This window comes from Zhouia amylolytica AD3, from assembly GCF_000511935.2.
Classification (GTDB): Bacteria; Bacteroidota; Bacteroidia; order Flavobacteriales; family Flavobacteriaceae; genus Zhouia; species Zhouia amylolytica.
The window spans coordinates 57,054-75,356 of record NZ_AYXY01000026.1; the positions used below are offsets into that span (position 1 = coordinate 57,054).

The 18,303-nt window shown below is 34.3% G+C and carries 17 protein-coding genes; 5 read left to right on the forward strand and 12 right to left on the reverse strand.

What is annotated here, in order from left to right; all coding sequences use genetic code 11:
- Positions 1-6 precede the first annotated feature (6 nt).
- The 8 genes from P278_RS13860 to P278_RS13895 form a co-directional block, all read right to left on the reverse strand.
- Entirely contained in the window at positions 7-3,525 is a 3,519-nt protein-coding gene (locus P278_RS13860; protein ID WP_082436179.1) for a TonB-dependent receptor, read from the reverse strand.
- Between the two features lie 89 nt (positions 3,526-3,614).
- Entirely contained in the window at positions 3,615-4,559 is a 945-nt protein-coding gene (locus P278_RS13865) for a FecR family protein (RefSeq protein WP_051413587.1), read from the reverse strand.
- A 68-nt stretch (positions 4,560-4,627) separates the two neighbouring features.
- Positions 4,628-5,194 carry an RNA polymerase sigma-70 factor gene (locus P278_RS13870; protein WP_051413588.1) on the reverse strand — a complete coding sequence of 189 codons (567 nt, stop codon included), beginning with the start codon at positions 5,192-5,194 and terminating at the stop codon, positions 4,628-4,630.
- Between the two features lie 291 nt (positions 5,195-5,485).
- Complete coding sequence (locus P278_RS13875) at positions 5,486-5,929, reverse strand: GNAT family N-acetyltransferase (RefSeq protein ID WP_038268168.1); 444 nt, start codon at positions 5,927-5,929, stop codon at positions 5,486-5,488.
- Positions 5,930-5,941: 12 nt separating this feature from the next.
- A complete protein-coding gene (locus P278_RS13880; RefSeq protein WP_038268171.1) occupies positions 5,942-6,853 on the reverse strand; it encodes a cation diffusion facilitator family transporter in 912 nt (303 codons plus the stop codon).
- 5 nt (positions 6,854-6,858) lie between these two features.
- Positions 6,859-7,293, reverse strand: a complete 435-nt coding sequence (gene rpiB, locus P278_RS13885) for a ribose 5-phosphate isomerase B (RefSeq protein ID WP_038268175.1) — start codon at positions 7,291-7,293, stop codon at positions 6,859-6,861.
- A 678-nt stretch (positions 7,294-7,971) separates the two neighbouring features.
- Positions 7,972-8,214, reverse strand: a complete 243-nt coding sequence (locus P278_RS13890; RefSeq protein ID WP_038268178.1) for a hypothetical protein — start codon at positions 8,212-8,214, stop codon at positions 7,972-7,974.
- A 201-nt stretch (positions 8,215-8,415) separates the two neighbouring features.
- On the reverse strand, positions 8,416-8,628 hold the full coding sequence (locus tag P278_RS13895; RefSeq protein ID WP_038268181.1) for a hypothetical protein: 213 nt from the start codon (positions 8,626-8,628) through the stop codon (positions 8,416-8,418).
- 94 nt (positions 8,629-8,722) lie between these two features.
- Here P278_RS13895 and P278_RS13900 point away from each other — a divergent pair, with 94 nt between their 5' ends.
- The 4 genes from P278_RS13900 to P278_RS13915 all read left to right on the forward strand — a co-directional run bounded on the left by P278_RS13900 (position 8,723) and on the right by P278_RS13915 (position 12,875).
- Complete coding sequence (locus P278_RS13900; protein ID WP_038268184.1) at positions 8,723-10,978, forward strand: ribonuclease R family protein; 2,256 nt, start codon at positions 8,723-8,725, stop codon at positions 10,976-10,978.
- Between the two features lie 81 nt (positions 10,979-11,059).
- On the forward strand, positions 11,060-11,734 hold the full coding sequence (locus P278_RS13905; RefSeq protein ID WP_038268187.1) for a head GIN domain-containing protein: 675 nt from the start codon (positions 11,060-11,062) through the stop codon (positions 11,732-11,734).
- Between the two features lie 122 nt (positions 11,735-11,856).
- The gene (locus P278_RS13910; RefSeq protein WP_038268190.1) at positions 11,857-12,540 is read left to right on the forward strand and encodes a LysE family translocator; all 684 of its coding nucleotides are present in this window, start codon (positions 11,857-11,859) and stop codon (positions 12,538-12,540) included.
- The gene (locus P278_RS13915) at positions 12,537-12,875 is read left to right on the forward strand and encodes a hypothetical protein (protein WP_038268193.1); all 339 of its coding nucleotides are present in this window, start codon (positions 12,537-12,539) and stop codon (positions 12,873-12,875) included. Before P278_RS13910 ends, P278_RS13915 begins: the two co-directional genes overlap by 4 nt.
- Here the strand turns inward: P278_RS13915 and P278_RS13920 are convergent.
- Both P278_RS13920 and P278_RS13925 read right to left on the reverse strand, forming a co-directional pair.
- Entirely contained in the window at positions 12,872-14,371 is a 1,500-nt protein-coding gene (locus P278_RS13920) for a GH3 auxin-responsive promoter family protein (protein ID WP_038268196.1), read from the reverse strand. The two genes, P278_RS13915 and P278_RS13920, sit on opposite strands and share 4 nt — an antisense overlap.
- Before the next feature lie 6 nt (positions 14,372-14,377).
- A complete protein-coding gene (locus P278_RS13925) occupies positions 14,378-15,247 on the reverse strand; it encodes a M23 family metallopeptidase (protein WP_038268199.1) in 870 nt (289 codons plus the stop codon).
- A gap of 208 nt (positions 15,248-15,455) precedes the next feature.
- Here P278_RS13925 and P278_RS13930 point away from each other — a divergent pair, with 208 nt between their 5' ends.
- On the forward strand, positions 15,456-15,647 hold the full coding sequence (locus tag P278_RS13930) for a twin-arginine translocase TatA/TatE family subunit (RefSeq protein WP_038268202.1): 192 nt from the start codon (positions 15,456-15,458) through the stop codon (positions 15,645-15,647).
- Between the two features lie 45 nt (positions 15,648-15,692).
- On the opposite strand, the gene P278_RS13935 is transcribed toward P278_RS13930, so the two are convergent.
- Positions 15,693-16,682 carry a DUF4837 family protein gene (locus P278_RS13935; protein WP_038268205.1) on the reverse strand — a complete coding sequence of 330 codons (990 nt, stop codon included), beginning with the start codon at positions 16,680-16,682 and terminating at the stop codon, positions 15,693-15,695.
- A 24-nt stretch (positions 16,683-16,706) separates the two neighbouring features.
- The gene (locus tag P278_RS13940; protein WP_038268208.1) at positions 16,707-18,269 is read right to left on the reverse strand and encodes a LysM peptidoglycan-binding domain-containing protein; all 1,563 of its coding nucleotides are present in this window, start codon (positions 18,267-18,269) and stop codon (positions 16,707-16,709) included.
- Positions 18,270-18,303: the final 34 nt, after the last annotated feature.

Consider the following 18,303-nt stretch of genomic DNA (forward strand, 5'->3'; position numbering starts at 1 on the left):
TTTTGTTTATAGACCTAGGTTTACTCCAAAAGACAATACACGTTGTAATGGATATATCTTACCATTACCCCAGGCACCTCCCAGCGCTTCCGGGTCAAAGTTCTCGTGTAAATCAGTAATGGTAAACAGGTTCTCACCACTGAAGTAAACTTGTGCTCTTGTTAAACCAATTTCATTAATTAAGCTGGTAGGTAATGAATAGCTTAATTGTACGTTCTTCAATCTTATATAAGATGCGTCTTGTAAATATTTAGTTTGCGAACGCGTGTTCTTAACATGTTGACCTCCCATATAAGGTTTCGGGTAATATGCATCGGTATTTTCCGGTGTCCAGTAATCAAGAGATGTTTTGGTAATTGAGTTCTGCCACTGGTTTCCTCTGAATCCCCAGAAAAGGTTAGCTCCGGTTCCGAACATATAGTCTCTTTTTCCAACTCCCTGGAATAGAACAGACAGGTCAAAGCCTTTCCATGTAAGTCCGGCATTGATACCGTAGTTATAACGAGGTGTGCTGTTACCTATAATTTTTCTGTCGCCAGGATTATCGGTGGTATTATCACCTATGTTAATTACTCCATCACCGTTTAGATCGGCATACTGAATATCACCAGGTCCCCAGGTAGAAAAATAGTAAGATTGGTCTGCTGCATTTGCTACGTCTTCATCTGATTGGAAATAACCCACTGTTTCATGACCCCAGATCTCTCCTAACATTTGTCCTTCTCTATAAGTAGAAAAGATATTGGTAGGGTTGTTAAACGAAACCACTTTGGTTTTGTTATCTCCAATGTTCACTCCTATACGGTATGATACTTGTCCGATTTGATCTCTCCACTTCAGGCTTAATTCCCATCCTTCCGTTCTTAATTCAGCATTGTTTTCCTGCGGTGCAGAAGCTCCTAATAAAGAAGGTAATGCTTCTACCGGTCCGATCATATCGCTGGTAGTTCTGCTAAACCAGTCGAAGGTCATGTTCAATTTATTGTTAAATAAAGCTGCATCTAAACCAAAATCGATACTGGTAACGGTTTCCCAGGTAAGGTTTGGGCTTACCAAAGAACCTAAATACACCACATTTGGTCTGGCTCCGTTTAACAAATAAGAACCGTTTCCAACATTTAAGAACTCTTGGAATCTGTTAGCTAAAGCCGGATCGTGATTTCCTAATTGACCCCATGATCCTCTGAACTTTAAGGTATTAACCGTATTTTTTATGCTTGACCAAAAATCTTCCTGAGATATCACATAACCGGCAGAAACCGATGGGAATACTCCACGACGCTTTCCTTCTCTAAAGAATGAACTTTCATCAATTCTTGTTTTACCTGAAAGTAAAAACTTGTCTTTATAGTTATAAGAAAGGCTGTAGAAGAAACCTCTTGTTGAATACTGACTTAAAGCATCGTCAGCAATGTCATCACCCACTGCCGTACTGATCGTTGGTACATTTTCAGTTACCAATTCAGATTTACGTCCGGTTAAGCCGGTATACTTTACTTCGCGTTGTTCATAACCTAATAAAAGGTCTATGTTATGATTCCCTATAGACTTTTTATAGTTGGTGGTGATGTTGAATAACTTATTGGTGTTTTCACTGAAACTACGAATAATTTCATCCGGATTGTACCCTACATTGTTAGAGGTTCCGTCTGGTAGAGGAATATAATTTCTCAACTCGATTCGTTCGGAATTGGCGTTCGTAAGATGATAGTTATAACTCATTCTGGTTACCCAGTCGGTGATAGGCTCTAATTCTACCGCACCTTGAAGAATGGTGTTGTTGGTATAATTATTTGTATTCCCTGAATCCTGGATTCTTTTTACATCACTATTTACAATAGTTCCGTCAGGAGCGTACAATGGATTAACCGGCCACATTCTTGAAATCTGGTGATAGATGATGTTTTTGTCATAATTTCCAAATCCACCACTAGGCAATAAGGTATGTTCACGCGTATACTTAGAGGAAATATCAAATCGCAACCAATCGATAGCTTCTGTGTTGAGGTTTAACGTAAAGTTATAACGATCGTACTCGTCGTCGGCGTATTCTAAATTACCTAATTGATTGTAATAGTTTCCGGATAGATAGAACGTTGTTTTTTCTGTTCCTCCATTTACCCCTAGTTTATGCTGCTGTCTCGGAGCATAATCTTTGTACATTATATCATACCAATCATTATTGGCATATCCGTCTGTATAATACATCCAGTTGGTTCCTGAAACATTTGGTTGTGTTTCATCGGTAATATTTCCGGCAAGATAGTCCTGAATACGTTGTATTTCTTCGTCATCAAATAACGGGGTAGCCCCTCCGTTTGTTGCTGCATCATTATAGGCTCTTGCAAAGTCTAAACTGTTACTTGATTCAGGAAGGCTGGTAGGGGATGCAAATGCAATATTACCTGAATACTCAACAGAAATTCTACCCGCTTTACCTCTTTTAGTTGTAATTAAAATAACTCCATATGCACCACGTGAACCATAAATAGAAGCTGAAGCTGCATCTTTAAGAACGGAAACAGATTCTACATCATATGGGTTGATACTATTCATTTGACCCACAGTAATTGGCACACCGTCTAATAATATGTATGGGGTACCTCCGTTACCGGTTAAAGTTCCTGCACCACGAATATTTAAATTGGTTGTAGATCCGGGTTCACCACCACTACTATTTGTAGAAACATTAAAGTTGGCAATGGCTCCTTGAAGCATTTGATTTACTGATGCTACAGGTCGTTCCCCGATTTCCTTATCCATATTTACATCGGCAACCGCATCTGTTAAGTTGATTTTTTTCTTGGTACCATACCCTACAACTACCACCTCATCTAATTCTGAAGTATTTTCTACCAGGCTAATATTAATTTCCGTCTGGTTATTAACAGCAACCTCTTGCGTAGCAAATCCGACATATGAAAAGACCAATACAGGGTTTGATGCAGAAGTATTAATAGCAAATTTACCATTAAAATCTGTTGAGGTTCCGTTGGTGGTTCCCTTTACCATAATGGTAACTCCGGCCAAAGGTAATCCTTCGCTATCCGTTACCACACCTGTTATAGACTGTTGCATACGCGCCACAATCTGATCGTTTATTTTTTGTGGAGCCAGGCTTGATAATTCAGAATATCGCGATGTTAATAAATCAGTGAATTTTTGCTTGAGTTCAGGTTTACCCTTTGGAAACAAAATAATCTGATTTCTAACAAAACTATAGTCGATAGGACTTTTTGTAAAAAGAAGATTCATTACTTCTTCTAACTCCGTATTCTCTACAGAAATTGAAATTCGCTTTTTCACATCTATAATACTACTATTATAGAAAAAACTGTAACCACTCTTTTCTTCAATAGAAGAAAGAACAGTTTTTAATTCTTCGTTGTTGACACTTAATGATATGCTCTGTGCAAAGGCTTCAGATGCAAAAATTTTAGAAAGCGTAACACAAAGTAAAATGGCATAAATTTTCATAATCCGAAGCATGTGGATTTTTGAAAAAAGAAGTCTTCTTTTTTTCATAACTTTGGTCGGGTTTTAATTGTTTGTTTTACTTATTGTCTGTAACTAAATAATTAGCCTGAAAAGGTAAGTGCTGCAACACTTGCCTTTTATTTTTTCATTAATACTTCTATTTCGGTTTTATCATTGATTTTAAAGGTTATTGGCGACGATAATTCAAATAATTCTAATATTTGATTCAATGAAAGATTATCGAAAATGCCATTGTATTTATGTTCTAAAATTTTACTTGATTGTACTTTGAATACAACGTCGTAGGTTCTTTCCAGATCTTTTAAAACCTGGTCCATTGGAGTTTCGTTATAAATAAGTTTTCCTTTTCTCCAGGAGGTATAATGATGAGGATCTACATCTTCAATAATGATTTGATCTTTTGTCTTTATATAGGTTGCCTTTTGAGAAGGATTTAATTCAACTGTTTTAAAAGTAGAATCTTCTATAATCTTAACCTTCCCTTCCACTAATGTGGTTTCTATATATTGATCTTCCCGATATGATTTTATATTAAAGCTGGTACCTAAAACCTTTATTTTCATTCCGCTGGTGGTATAAACAATAAACGGTTTTTCTTTATTCTCAGTTACATCAAAAAAGGCTTCTCCTTCAAGTATTACCTTGCGTTTAGAGCCTTCAAAATGTTTTTGATAGGTTAGGGAACTATTGCTGTTGAGAATAACTTTGGTGCTATCGGATAAATAGAATTCTTTCTTTTCACCTTTCTCTGCAATTATCTGAATTTTTGCATTCGAATTTTTAATTGGCAGTATGTCAGATTTATAGTTCCAATAAACCACAGAGGAGGTTATAATAGCTAATAAAACAATGGCATACTTATAAACATTCTTCGTGAAAGGTTTTCTTTTGGGAGATGAAGTACCTGGGTCAGTACTTAAGGATTGAGCAATATGCTTTGCTTTTAACAATTCATATTGTCTTTGCCTTTTTGGGTTTTTAAACAACCATGCAATAACTTCCTTTTCCTTTTTTTCCGGAAGTTCATTTTTAATAAGCTTTAATATTGTTTTTTTATTCATTCAAGAAACCCTTTATTATTATATACGAGAAAAGAGTTTACTACCCCCCAAATAAAAATCTGTTTTTATTAATTAAAGTACTCTGACAGGGTAGTTCTTAAATGCTTCAATACCTTTGTTATATGGTTCTCTACCGTCTTTGGAGCAATTTGCAGTTCTTCTGAAATTTCTTTGTGTTTCTTTCCTTCGAACCTGCTTTTAATAAAGACAGTTTTACATTTATCAGGAAGTTGTTCCAGACTTTTTTCCACTTGTTTTTGAAGTTCTCTTTCTATAATACCAGATGCGGTATCGTTCGATAATGCATGATAGTTTAAAAGGTGTATTTGTTGCAGTGTATTAGATTCAACAGATAGTCTATTCTTTTTTGCTCTTAAATAATCAAGACACGTATTACGGGTTATTCTGTATAAGTACCCTGTTACATTATTAGTAAAGTCTAGTGAATTTTTATTTTTCCAAACCTTTAAAAAAACGTCTTGTAAAAGTTCTTCGGCGTCCTCTTTAGAAACCACATACTGTCTTATAATTTCAAACAGCTTTGATGCGTGAAGTTCATATAAGGTATCAAACAAGGTATCTCCTTTTATTGGATCTGTTTTAACCGCATTCTTTGTTTCATCAAGAGATCGCATATCTGGAAGATTAATTCATAGTTTACTAATATAAAAAAACATGTATCTATTTTTACAAATAAACAATTTTATTATTAATTAAATCTTAATTTAATGTAAGAAAAAGTAATATATTGAAAAATTATTAACCAATGAAATATTTTGAAGTCTTACGAATTCAGTTTTTTAATAAATAAATGAAAGTAAAGTTATGTTAATCTGTTTCTGGCAAGAAAATATGCTCAAAAAGTCCTGAAAGGACTTTAATTCATGGGTGTGAAGGGTAATGAAAATAAGCTATAAAAATTGAAGTTATTCACGGATCATGGCAACATGAGGAATACCATCTTCCAGGTATTCTTCACCAACAGGTTCAAAACCATGCATTTGATAGAATTTAATCAAATAGGTTTGCGCTGATATTTTAATTCTGGATTGTTGATAGTGTTTTTTTATCGCTTCTATGGAAGCTTTAATTATATCATGGCCATAGCCGAATTGACGCTCAGTTTCTTTAACAACTACACGTCCGATACTAGGAAATTCAAAATAATCCCCAGCATTAAAAAGGCGGGTATATGCTACGATCTTTCCATCTTTTATACCCAATACATGAAGTGCTTTTTGATCTTTACCATCAATATCCTGATAAACGCAATCCTGTTCTACCACAAAAACTTCACTTCTTAACTGAAGTAGTTCATACAATTCATTAGTAGTTAATTCATTATAGGTTTTAACAGTGATATCGATCATTCGGTTTAACTTTTAATCTTGAACAATAAAATCTTTTGGATCGTCTTTTTTAAACTCCGGTTGAATATTGACGTGGTTAATTCCGAAGTCTGTTTTAAGAAGTTCTTCTATTTGGTGTAGTATATGATTAAATTCATATAGATCTATGTTCTCTTTAAAATCAAGATGGGCTTCCAGGTGCATTTCATCATCATTTAAACACCAGATATGAATATGATGTAATTTATTAACTTTTGGTATTTGATGAACAGCTCGTGCCACCGCTTTTACATCTACACTATCAGGCGTAAAAAGCATTAACATTTTTGTAGATTCTTTTAAAAGGTCAAAACCTACATAAACCAGGTACACAGCAATTATAAAGGTGAGAAGACTATCTACCCAATATACCTGATAATACTTCATTAGTAATCCTCCAATGAATACGGCAACACTTGCTAACATATCTGTTAATAAGTGTAAATATGCCGAACGCATATTGATGTTTTTATCAGCGTCTTTCTTAAGAATAAAAACACTTAAGCCATTCGCTATAATCCCCAAAAGGGATAACCAAATAACTAATTCTGAAGCAATTTCGTGGGGTTCTAAAAACCTTTTTACAGATTCTATAATAAGTAAAATGGCGATTACCACTAAGGTAACGCCATTTATAAACGCAGCTATTATTTCTGCTCTCTTATATCCAAAAGTACGATGGGTAGATGCCTTTTGTTTTGAAAGTCGATTCGCTATATAACTAATGACCAGCGAAACAACATCGGTAAAATTATGTAAGGCATCTGAAAGTAATGCTAAACTACCGGAAATAAAACCACCAATAACCTGAGAAAGGGTAATTACTATATTTAATATGATAGATATTAAAAGGTTTTTACCACTTATTGCGTTATGTTGATGCGATTGATGATTTACCTTCCCCATTTAATTTAGCAACCCATAGGTATCTTATTAATTCGGTTTTGATGTCTTCCACCTTCAAATTCAGTATTTAAAAAGGTTTCAACAATTTCAATAGCTTGTGGAATCGCCGTAAATCTTGCAGGAATACATAAGATATTAGCATTATTGTGAGCTCTGGTTAACTCCGCTATTTCCTTATTCCAGGAAAGACCAGCTCTGATTCCCTGATGTTTATTAGCAGTCATCGCTACCCCATTAGCACTTCCACATACTAAAATACCAAAATCAGCTTTGTTATTCTCTACATCATTAGCTACGGGATGAACAAAGTCAGGATAATCAACACTAGAAGTCTCATCAGTTCCATAGTTGGTTACTTCTATCCCTTTAGATTTTAAATACTCAACGATGGCAAATTTATAATCTGTACCAGCGTGATCGTTTCCTATTGCAATTTTCATTTGTTATAATTGTGTTGTTTAAACTGGTACAAAGGTAGTAAATAGCCTAGTTTAGAATCGTTAAGATGAAAATAAAATTATTTTGCTTCCTATTTTTAAACCTAAACAATATAATTATAAGGTGGATTACCTAATAATCGAGGTATTCAACACGATAATGTATTGTATTTAAAGGGTTTATATCGTAATTAAACAGTTATTAACAATGGTGTTTATTCAAAAGGTAAAAGCCTTATAAATAAAGAGGTTCTTTATTAACACAATCGTTAATAACTAATGCTTAAAAAAGGAATTAAAAATTTGGTGAATACAATTATAATCGAATAATGATTTTTTAATTGAATTGTGCAACTAAAGTTTTTTGGATTTGTTTCTTTTTTATCAATACCGAATTCAACAGTTATCAACATAAATTAACAGTCGATTTATTAAAATTTAAATCCAGTTAACAATTATCAACGGTTGTTAATTAAATATAAAAACTGTCTTATTTACAATTATTTAACGCCAAATAGAATTGTTAATTACTGTTTATAACGCTCCATAACTTCAACAAAAAAGAAAATCAACGAAAAGTTTTTCTACATATTCACAAGCAATAATAACAATCATAATAGATTTAAAATTTTTTAAAAAAGAAAAAGTATATAATGTATAATGTTTAAAATGTGAATAAGGTTAAACTAATTTTAGATGTGAGTTAGGTTGATTTAAATCGTTTATGATTTCCTTTACGAAATCTACGTATGCCTTGTGTACTTTTAATTTAATGCCTCCGAGGGCGAATGAATAGAAGGGAGATACGGAAACAATGGTTTCATTCTCAAAAAAAAAGGGTACTTCCTCTTCGGTTAATACAGATTTTAAAACGATGTATTCGTGAGGATACGTAAATGTAGCTACGGTAATGAAATTTTTCATAAGCACCTGTTTTTTGGGCTTATAATAAAGATACCAAGAACTTTTTAATATTAATTTGATATTCAGTAAAATTATTTGTTTTGCTTGAATTCAAGTACTTTATGGATTGTACGATGTTTAAGATCGAAGATTAAATTTAGAACAATTAATGGTTGTTAAATAGCGATTTTCTGGATAGGAAACCAGGAAGCTTACAGAAAATTAATACTTGTAAATGGTTCTGATATGATCTTTTTGCTTAGTTTTGCTACTGTCTACTGCATGTAAGACCTCCTTTTTCTCTAAAGAGTAGTTGATGTATACTGTAAAAGAGATTAAACCCATTATAAAAATGGAGGCAAAAAATATGATTATTTTATAAACTCGTTTCACAGATTCTAAGACTTTGTACTTTATAGACGAAGATAAATCCATAATGTTACAGTTTTTTTAATAAAATTTTAACTTTTTTTAAAGCCTGTAGATTCAAATCTTTTATTTGTATTTTACAGCAATTATTAATTTATATATGACGAAAAGAAAGAAAAGAGCTGAAAAGCAGCGGAAGATAGAAATAACTAAAGGAATTTTTTCCGTACTTGAAAAGAACAAAAATCAACCACTAAACTATAAACAAATAGCTTCTAAACTTGGTATTAAAGATACCAGCGGAAGAAATTTATTGATTAAACGTTTAGGTCAGTTAAAAGCTAAAAATAAGATTGAAGAGGTTGAAAGAGGAAAATATAAAGTTATTCCTTCTCAAAATTATTATACCGGAATTGTAGATATTACCGGCAGAGGAAATGCTTATGTAATTTGCGACGACCTGGAAAAGGACGTTTTTATTCCCTCATCCCTTTTAAGTAAAGCACTTCATGGCGATGAAGTGGAAGTATATGTTTTTCCACGAAGAAGGGGATCCAAGCGTTTGGAAGGTGAGATCACCAAGGTTATCAACAGAAAGCGAACGACCTTTGTTGGGATTGTACAAATGCAGAAGAATTTTGCCTTTGTCGTACCTGGAGATTTTAGAATGTATACAGATATTTTTGTTGCTAAAAACAAAATTAACGAAGCAGAAGATGGCGATAAGGTGTTGGTAGAAATAACCGATTGGCCGGATAAGGCTGAATCGCCATATGGTAAAATCATTAAAGTTCTTGGAAAGCCAGGAGAGCATCAGACTGAAATGCATGCGATTCTAGCCGAATATGGTCTTCCATATGAATTTCCAGGGGATGTGGAACATTTTGCCAATAAACTCGATACTTCTATTCAGGAGAGTGAAATTAAGAAAAGGCGCGATATGCGTGGGGTTACCACTTTTACCATCGATCCTAAGGATGCAAAGGATTTTGATGATGCCTTGTCTTTTCAGGTACTTGATAATGGTAATTATGAAATAGGAATTCATATTGCTGATGTATCGCATTATGTTCAACCTGGTTCTATACTGGATGATGAAGCTTATAATCGTGCAACTTCGGTTTATTTAGTTGACAGGGTGGTGCCGATGTTACCTGAGGTATTATCGAATAATGCTTGTTCCCTAAGACCAAATGAAGAAAAGTATACCTTTTCGGCGGTCTTTGAAATCGATCAAAACGCAGGGATTAAAAATCAATGGTTTGGAAGAACCGTGACCTATTCTGATCAGCGTTTTGCTTATGAAGAAGCACAACACATTATTGAGAATTATGAACTTGAGGATGGTGTTGATAACCCTAAAATTCTTCACAAGGAAACAGGAAAAGCTGATGCTGTGGCTATTCCTCAGGAATTATCGTTAAGTGAAAAAGAATACGAGGTTAGCGATACCATTGCAGAAGCAATTTTGGTTTTGGATAAACTGGCAAAAGTTATGCGTCACAGAAGAATGGATGCCGGGGCTATTTCATTTGATAAAGTGGAGGTTAAATTTCGATTGAATGAAGAAAACGATCCGATGGGAGTTTACTTTAAGGAAGCTAAGGATGCCAATAAACTTATTGAAGAGTTTATGTTATTAGCCAATCGCCGGGTAGCTGAATTTATTGGTAAACAAAAAAAGACTTTTGTTTACAGGGTGCATGATGAACCTGATGACGAAAAATTAATACAGTTAAATGGCGTTATATCTCGTTTTGGATATAGTGTTAACCTTAAGAGTAGAAAAACCATTACAAGCTCTCTAAATCAGTTATTGGATGAAGTGCAGGGTAAAAAGGAACAAAACCTTGTGGATACCCTTGCTATCCGAAGTATGAGTAAAGCTGAGTATACTACTGAGAATATTGGTCATTACGGATTGGCGTTTGATTATTATACCCACTTTACATCTCCGATAAGAAGGTATCCTGACGTTATGGTACATCGTTTATTGCAGCATTATCTGGATGGTGGTGAATCTGCAAAGGAAGAAGAGTATCAGGAAAAATGCAGACATTCTTCTCAAATGGAAGGTCTTGCTGCCAGTGCGGAACGTGACTCTGTGAAATACATGCAGATCAAATTTATGGAAGATCATAAGGATCAGGATTTTATTGGTGTTATTTCGGGAGTTACCGAATGGGGAATTTACGTAGAAATCATTGAAAATAAATGTGAGGGCATGGTGCGCATCAGGGACATAAAGGACGATTATTATGTTTTTGATGAACAACAATACGCGCTTGTTGGAGAGGTTACCAAAAATATGTATCAGTTAGGTGATGAAGTCATGGTGACTGTTAAGAATACAGATTTGATTAAACGTCATCTCGATTTTGAATTGTTAGGAAAGAAAGAAGACCTATTGAGCTGATTATTTTTAGATTTTAGGATCACAAAGGCACAATAATTGTTGGAAGGATCGTTAACAATTAAATCTAAAATGTATTTACGTATGAAGAAAGTATTTTCAATACTCATGTTTGTATCAAGCTTTACGCTCTTGGCGCAAGATAAAGTTGTTAAGGAGTTAGGTGAGTTTTCAGAAATAAAAGCCTTTGATGGGATCTCTGTTAACCTGGTTAAATCTGATGAAAATAAGGCTATTGTTACCGGAGATGATGTTCATAAAGTAGTATTTGTTAACAATGGTGGAAAGTTAAAGATCAGGATGGAGATCGATAAAGTATTCAGTGGTTTTGAAACTTTTGTAGAGGTACATTACAAAGGAAGAATAGAAACTGTAGATGTTAATGAGAATGCCTTTGTAACTTCTAAAGATCTTATTAAACAGGAAACTTTAGAGCTAAAAGCACAGGAAGGTGGAGAAATTGATTTGAAACTCGAAGTACTCCGACTGAATGTAAAATCTATTACCGGTGGTATTATTGAAACCAGTGGTACTGCCAAGAATCAGGTGGTTCGTATCAATACCGGCGGACAGTACGAGGGTGACCGCTTGCAAACCGAACAAACCGATGTAGATGTCAATGCAGGAGGTACCGCTTATGTAAAGGCTTCTGAATTGGTTGAAGCTAAAGTTAGGGCCGGAGGTACGATTCGAATATTTGGTAAACCTAAGGTAATTGATCAGCAAAAACTTATCGGAGGTAAGATTATAGAACAATAAATATTGTTAAAATATATCTTTAAAAAATCAGCATATTCCATATTATATGCTGATTTTTTTGTTTTATCTCACTATTTTTGAAAATGTAAACCTTAATTATTACATTTTTTAACCGTTTCTAAATGACTCAAGACATTCTTTCTGCCATTCCGTGGGGTATATTATTAGCATTTACCATAGGACCGGTATTTTTTGTTTTGTTAGAAACCAGTGCATTAAAGGGATTCAGAGCTGGTTTGGCTTTAGATGTTGGTGTGGTATTAGGGGATATATTCTTTATTCTGATTGCTTATTTCAGTACCAATAAAATTTTAGAGCGTCTTAAGGATGAACCGGCATTGTTTATATTCGGTGGACTTATTCTATTGGTTTATGGAGTTATCTCTTTTATAAGAAACAGACGTAATTATCGAAGAGTTAAGGATGATGAACTGGAAGATTTCTTACCCAAAAAGAATTACCTGAATCTGGCGTTAAAAGGTTTTGTGCTCAATTTTATTAATATTGGTGTACTTGGGTTTTGGTTGGGAGTTATTATTGTTTTCGGACCTAAATTAGATATGAATCCAAATAGGATTTTTGTTTTTATAGCAACCATCCTTGTGACCTATTTATTGGTTGACTGTATTAAAATTTTACTTGCTAAGCAATTAAAAAGTAAGCTTACTCCTTACCGGATATTTAAGATTAAACGGGTGATTAGTATTGTCTTGATGTTTTTTGGATTTGCTTTAATCATTCAGGGTTTCTTTCCGAATGAAAAGGAAAAACTCAAGGATGCTATAGAAGACATACGAAACCGATGATTAACTACCATAATAAAATTTTTAAAACTGTTCGTAATTCCGATAACGGCGAAACCTCTTCTGAAACTGAATTTCGTTATCAGCAGGAGGGCAATATTTTAACTTCTGTTTATAAAGGAGGTCGTATTGTTTATGGACATTTATTGGGAATTGTACATGAAGATAGTAGTATCACCATGAAGTATCATCAGATAAATAAACAGGGTGAATTACTGACTGGTCAATGCCATTCAATACCTGAATTAATGCCTAATGGAAAAATAAGGCTTCATGAGACCTGGCAGTGGACTTCGGGCGATTTATCTGAAGGGACTTCGGTTATTGAAGAGGTTTAGCGAATAACAAAATCTTTTAAACCTTCTGCTAATTTTCGATCGTTAGATAACCTTTGAATTTTATTTTGTCCTCCGAGTTTACCAATTGATTTCATATACGAGGTAAAACCGCCATTTTCGATTTTACTTATTTTTAAGGTTTGCAATATCCTACCTTGAATTAGATCGTAATAATAACTATTTTGTTGTTGTAATGACGCATCTATTGTTTGAGCAAAGGATGCGAGATCCTGAGGTTCTTCTTCAAATTCTATAAACCATTCATGGTAGGGTAATTCATCACCTTCCGGATTGATCTGAGGTGCCACCGTAAATTCATTTATTGAGGCATTAGAAGCTTTTATCGCTTCATTTAAGGCCTCTTCTACTTCCTTGGCAATAACATGTTCACCAAAGGCAGAAATAAAGTGTTTAATACGTCCGCTAACGATAATGCGATATGGGTCTGTCGAAGTGAATTGAATAGTATCTCCTAGATTGTATGCCCAGAGTCCGGCATTCGTAGAGATGATCATTACATAATTAACACCAACCTCAACATCTTTAATGGTAAGACGTTTTGGATTCTCATCAAAGAATTCATCGGCTTTTACAAATTCATAAAAAATACCGGCATCCAAAAGTAGCAGCATACCGTTTTCTTTTTGTGAATCCTGATATGCAAAAAATCCTTCACTTGCCGGAAATAATTCAATACTATCTACTTTTCTGCCAATAAGATTTTCAAATTTAGATCTGTAGGGTTCGTAATTAACACCGCCGTAAATAAACAACTGAAAGTTTTTAAAAATATCACCTACTTTTTTATTGGTTTTATCATGTAAGCGTTCAAAATACATTTGTACCCATGAAGGTATACCGCTAATCACAGTCATATCTTCCTTTATGGTTTCTTCTACAATGGCATCTACTTTTGTTTCCCAATCCTCAATACAATTGGTTTCCCAAGTGGGCATTCTGTTTTTTTGGAGATACTTCGGAATATAATGTGCCACGATTCCTGAAAGGCGACCGAGTTTTATACCATGCTTTTCATTAAGAACCGGGCTCCCTTGTAAAAAGATCATTTTACCATCGACAAAAGCTGCATTTTTAGTTTCATGAATGTAACATAGAATAGCATTTCTGGCTGCTTCTATATGATATGGCATGGATGCTTTTGTAATTGGAATGTATTTAGCTCCGGAGGTGGTTCCTGAGGTTTTGGCAAAATAGAGGGGTTTACCAGGCCAAAGAATATCTTCTTTCCCTTCTACAACTTTATCAACATACGATCTTAAAGCTTCGTAGTCTCTTATAGGAACGCGCTGAAGAAAGTCTTCATGATTGTTAATACTTATAAAGTCATGATCTTTACCAAAAGCTGTCCCTGCAGCACTGGCTATTAATTCCTGAAATACCTTTTCCTGAGCTTCAACCGGATGTTGAGCCCATTTTTGTATTTTTTTATAAACGTTTCTGGCAAATATTCTCGCAGCAAATGCTTTTATCGACATAGGTATTTATTCAAAATCAATATACTCTTCTGGGTTTACCGGGTTACCCTCACTCCACAATTCAAAATGTAAATGCGGACCGGTAGTGAGTTCTCCGGTATTGCCAACATTGGCAATGACTTCACCTGATTTAACTAAATCTCCTTGCTTTTTAGTTAATGAAGCGTTGTGTTTATAGACAGATATAAGGCCATAACCATGTTCAATGATTATGACATGCCCTGTTTCTGCAGTCCATTCTGAAAATATTACCGTACCATCTGCAACCGATTTAACAGGACTTCCCTCGGGGGCAACAATATCTACCGCAAAATGCTTTTCTTTTGCGTTGTAGGTATTGGTAATGGTTCCTTTTATAGGGGGAAACAACACAAAATCCATGCTGGATGATGCTGTTTCAAAGACATTGTATTTGTCTTCATGTGCTACTTCGGCACGTAGTAAAGAATCTTGTTTATTAGGAAGTAGATTTAACTGGGTAGTATCCTTCTTAAATTCGTCAAAGAGGGAATCTTTATCCATCTTTTCCATTTTGATATCACCTCTTAAAACCTGTTGAATTCTATCAAAATACAATTCATTGGTTGCTAATTTAGTTTCCAGTGAATCTACTTCATAGGCTAGTCTGGTGGCTTTCTGCTTAAGTGCGGTAGAGGCATATCCTGGTATGTATTCCCTCAATGGAGTAAAAGCAATAAGTACCGTAGTAATAGCAATGAGGAAAATAGCGAATAGGGTGCCTATTACAAATACATTCAGCCTGTTGAGTTTAAGAGAAAAGCGTTCTTCGAACGTATCTTCATTTAAAACTACTAACCTGTATTTATGCAGTAACTTTTTCTTTAATTGCTTTCTTTTACTTTTCTTTTTCTCCATGGAAAAACAAATATAGTTTTTAAACTTTTTATTTATCCTAAAATATTCTGAAATCCCTATAAATTGTAGTTATGTTTATAGTGTAGTTTCTTTTATATAAGTGAATTTCATCACACTTTTAATTGGAATATTTATAATATAAACTTATGAAATAACGTGGGTATTAAAGTTTTCTTATTACCTTTGTTTCAATAAAATTAAGAATCAAATGTTTGGATTACATATTTTTCTAGGAATGATTGGCCCATGGCAAATTGCAATTATCGTTGTTCTAGTGCTATTATTATTTGGTGGAAAGAAAATACCAGAATTAATGAGAGGCCTTGGTAGTGGTATAAAAGAATTTAAAGATGCCACTAAAAATGAAGATGAAGATAACCAGATTGAAGAAAAGAAATAAGTTATCAATAAAAAAAAACCTCGCTATTAGCGAGGTTTTTTTTGTTTATATAGTATTCTTCTTTTCTATTCTAAGTGTTTTCAGTATAGATTCTAACTGAAACATATAATCGCGTTTATCGGTTGAAGGGGCAAAGGTAAATCCTTCAAGAACCAATGTACGGTCGTTAATAGGATCCTTTACGATATAATTTATAAACGGACCTGCCATAAAGAAGTTTTTAACCTCCCACATACCTTTTGTTTCAATGGCTTCGTATCCATTAATATTGGAATCAAAGATATAAGGCGCATAGGCTTTCTCAGTTACCATCCACATCGTTTCCGGATTTCTTCCAGGAACATATTTTTTACCGATAGAATCTCTCATTTTAATAATTTGATCTACACGGGTACTATCTGTGGGATAATAATCTTTAGGCATTTCATAAACGATAATGTTCATGGTTCCTTTCGGAATTTGTCTTTCGATCCAAAAGAAATTATGATCTTCTTTTACGATCTTATAAACAGAAGGCATCGTTAATGAAACTCCTAACTTATTCTTTAATTCATTCTCCTTATTCAGGGACAGTTTAAACCTGTTTTGAGTTTCTTTGATGTCATGTTTTTTGAAGGTACTTATAATTTCATCAGAATTGGCCTTGATAGCTTCTATCAGGCTTTCTGCTGTACTTCCTTTAATAAAGGCTACCTTTTGTGGTCTTGCGTATACATCGTCTTTAATAGCTGCTACATTAGAAGAATCTTGAGCTACATAAAGAATGTTACGACTATTACGAGCAAAATCGGTAAAGACTTCAGGAGGCATCTGATGAATGGTAAAAAGTGGCTCTTCCCAAGGTAATCCATCTACCGGTGCAGCAAAATGATCTCTGATCTCATCCCCTACCTTACCATTCCAAAGGTTATTGTCGATAACCACAGATAGTGTATTTATAGCACCTACTGAATTAGGTAAAACTCTTTTCGAATCCTTCTCATTACAAGAGAAAATAAGCACACCAAGGGTTATTAAAACAAGAATTTTTTTCATTTTATTTTTGATTTAGCTGTGTTTCTAACATTTGCATAATTTAATTTTCATGCCAGGTTTTAAACTTCTACCGCTAATATCGTTCCATTCTTGTAAGTTTTTAACAGAAATTCCAGGAAATTTATTTGCAATACCCCATAGTGTGTCACCACTTCGAACCACGTATTCTTTTAAACCCTTAGTGTTTACAGTACTTGAGCTGCCAGATGACTTCTTAACTGCAACAGGTTTTTTAGGATAAATTTTTAAACGTTGACCAATTCGTATGGTATTACCTCTAAGGCCATTCCATCTTTTTATATCACTAACCCGTACGCCGTAACGTTCGGCTATTTTACCTAATACATCTCCACTTCTTACTCTGTGAGTAACCTGAGAATCCATTTTAAAGAGTTGAGGAAGCGGTTTCTCTTTTTTGGCTAGTTCTTCATCAATATGTTTATAGATTGCAGCTTCATTGGCTACAAATCTGCCAATATCCTTATTAGGCAGTCTTAAGATATGTACCTCGTCTTCGATATAAGGAATAACATCTATTTTATATGAGGGATTGAAGAATTGAACTTCTTCAACATCTATGTTTATCAGTTCTGAAATCTGATCAAAGGTGATCATTTTTTTAACCTGAATCGTATCGGTTTCAAAGTAGGCTACTTCTCCTCTTGGATCTGTTTTAAAGCCATGTTCTTCAGCATATTCAAAAATATACATCATAGTTAAAAATGCAGGAACATATCCGGCGGTCTCTCTTGGTAAAAATGGTCGTAGATTCCAATAATTTTCGTAACCACCACTTCGTCTTATCGCCTTGGATACATTACCCGGACCTGAATTATATGCTGCCAGTGCCAGGTCCCAGTCACCAAAGATATCATACAGTTTTGACAGATATTTAGAAGCTGCCTGGGTCGATTGAATAGGATCTCTTCTTTCATCTACATAGCTATTAACTTCTAAGCCATACATTCTACCCGTTTGAAACATAAATTGCCATAGACCTGTTGCACCAACCCTGGATCTGGCTTTAGGATTCAATGCTGATTCTATAACTGCCAGATATTTCATTTCTAACGGAATATCATTACGATCTAATTCTTCTTCGAACATTGGAAAGTAGAAACTACTTTTATTGATCATTCGTTGAACGAAGCCCCTCCTGTTTTTCAGGAACATTTTAATAACACTTTCTAATGATGGATTGTACGCAACATTAAATGGTGTTTTTTGATTTAATTTCTCTAATCGCTTTTTAAGGGTATCGGTAGGAAGCTCCTGATATTCTACCTCTTCATAATCTAAACTTGTTATGTCGTTATAAAGGGTGTCAAAAAGTTCAGATTCATAGAGTTCCTGTAACCACAAACTATCATATTTAGCCGCCATCTCATTATCTTTGAGATTGTATCGACCTTCTGCTTTTAATAGTTTTTTGAGATCGTTAGAAATAGAATCTTTTGAAGTTTCGATGGTAATTTCTTGCTGATTCTTTATGATTGAATCGTTCGATTGTTCTGGTTTTGCAGGTAGCTGAGCAGCCGTTAAAAACGGAACAATGAAGGTTATCAGTATCAAAATCCTTTTCATCATCAAATTAATTTATTTAGAAAATAACACGAATTCG

Excerpts from the sequence above, each read along its gene's own strand:
- P278_RS13860 (WP_082436179.1), bottom strand. The coding sequence starts at position 3,525 with ATGAAAAAAAGAAGACTTCTTTTTTCAAAAATCCACATGCTTCGGATT.
- P278_RS13865 (WP_051413587.1), bottom strand. The coding sequence starts at position 4,559 with ATGAATAAAAAAACAATATTAAAGCTTATTAAAAATGAACTTCCGGAA.
- P278_RS13870 (WP_051413588.1), bottom strand. The coding sequence starts at position 5,194 with ATGCGATCTCTTGATGAAACAAAGAATGCGGTTAAAACAGATCCAATA.
- P278_RS13875 (WP_038268168.1), bottom strand. The coding sequence starts at position 5,929 with ATGATCGATATCACTGTTAAAACCTATAATGAATTAACTACTAATGAA.
- P278_RS13880 (WP_038268171.1), bottom strand. The coding sequence starts at position 6,853 with ATGGGGAAGGTAAATCATCAATCGCATCAACATAACGCAATAAGTGGT.
- rpiB (WP_038268175.1), bottom strand. The coding sequence starts at position 7,293 with ATGAAAATTGCAATAGGAAACGATCACGCTGGTACAGATTATAAATTT.
- P278_RS13890 (WP_038268178.1), bottom strand. The coding sequence starts at position 8,214 with ATGAAAAATTTCATTACCGTAGCTACATTTACGTATCCTCACGAATAC.
- P278_RS13895 (WP_038268181.1), bottom strand. The coding sequence starts at position 8,628 with ATGGATTTATCTTCGTCTATAAAGTACAAAGTCTTAGAATCTGTGAAA.
- P278_RS13900 (WP_038268184.1), top strand. The coding sequence starts at position 8,723 with ATGACGAAAAGAAAGAAAAGAGCTGAAAAGCAGCGGAAGATAGAAATA.
- P278_RS13905 (WP_038268187.1), top strand. The coding sequence starts at position 11,060 with ATGAAGAAAGTATTTTCAATACTCATGTTTGTATCAAGCTTTACGCTC.
- P278_RS13910 (WP_038268190.1), top strand. The coding sequence starts at position 11,857 with ATGACTCAAGACATTCTTTCTGCCATTCCGTGGGGTATATTATTAGCA.
- P278_RS13915 (WP_038268193.1), top strand. The coding sequence starts at position 12,537 with ATGATTAACTACCATAATAAAATTTTTAAAACTGTTCGTAATTCCGAT.
- P278_RS13920 (WP_038268196.1), bottom strand. The coding sequence starts at position 14,371 with ATGTCGATAAAAGCATTTGCTGCGAGAATATTTGCCAGAAACGTTTAT.
- P278_RS13925 (WP_038268199.1), bottom strand. The coding sequence starts at position 15,247 with ATGGAGAAAAAGAAAAGTAAAAGAAAGCAATTAAAGAAAAAGTTACTG.
- P278_RS13930 (WP_038268202.1), top strand. The coding sequence starts at position 15,456 with ATGTTTGGATTACATATTTTTCTAGGAATGATTGGCCCATGGCAAATT.
- P278_RS13935 (WP_038268205.1), bottom strand. The coding sequence starts at position 16,682 with ATGAAAAAAATTCTTGTTTTAATAACCCTTGGTGTGCTTATTTTCTCT.
- P278_RS13940 (WP_038268208.1), bottom strand. The coding sequence starts at position 18,269 with ATGATGAAAAGGATTTTGATACTGATAACCTTCATTGTTCCGTTTTTA.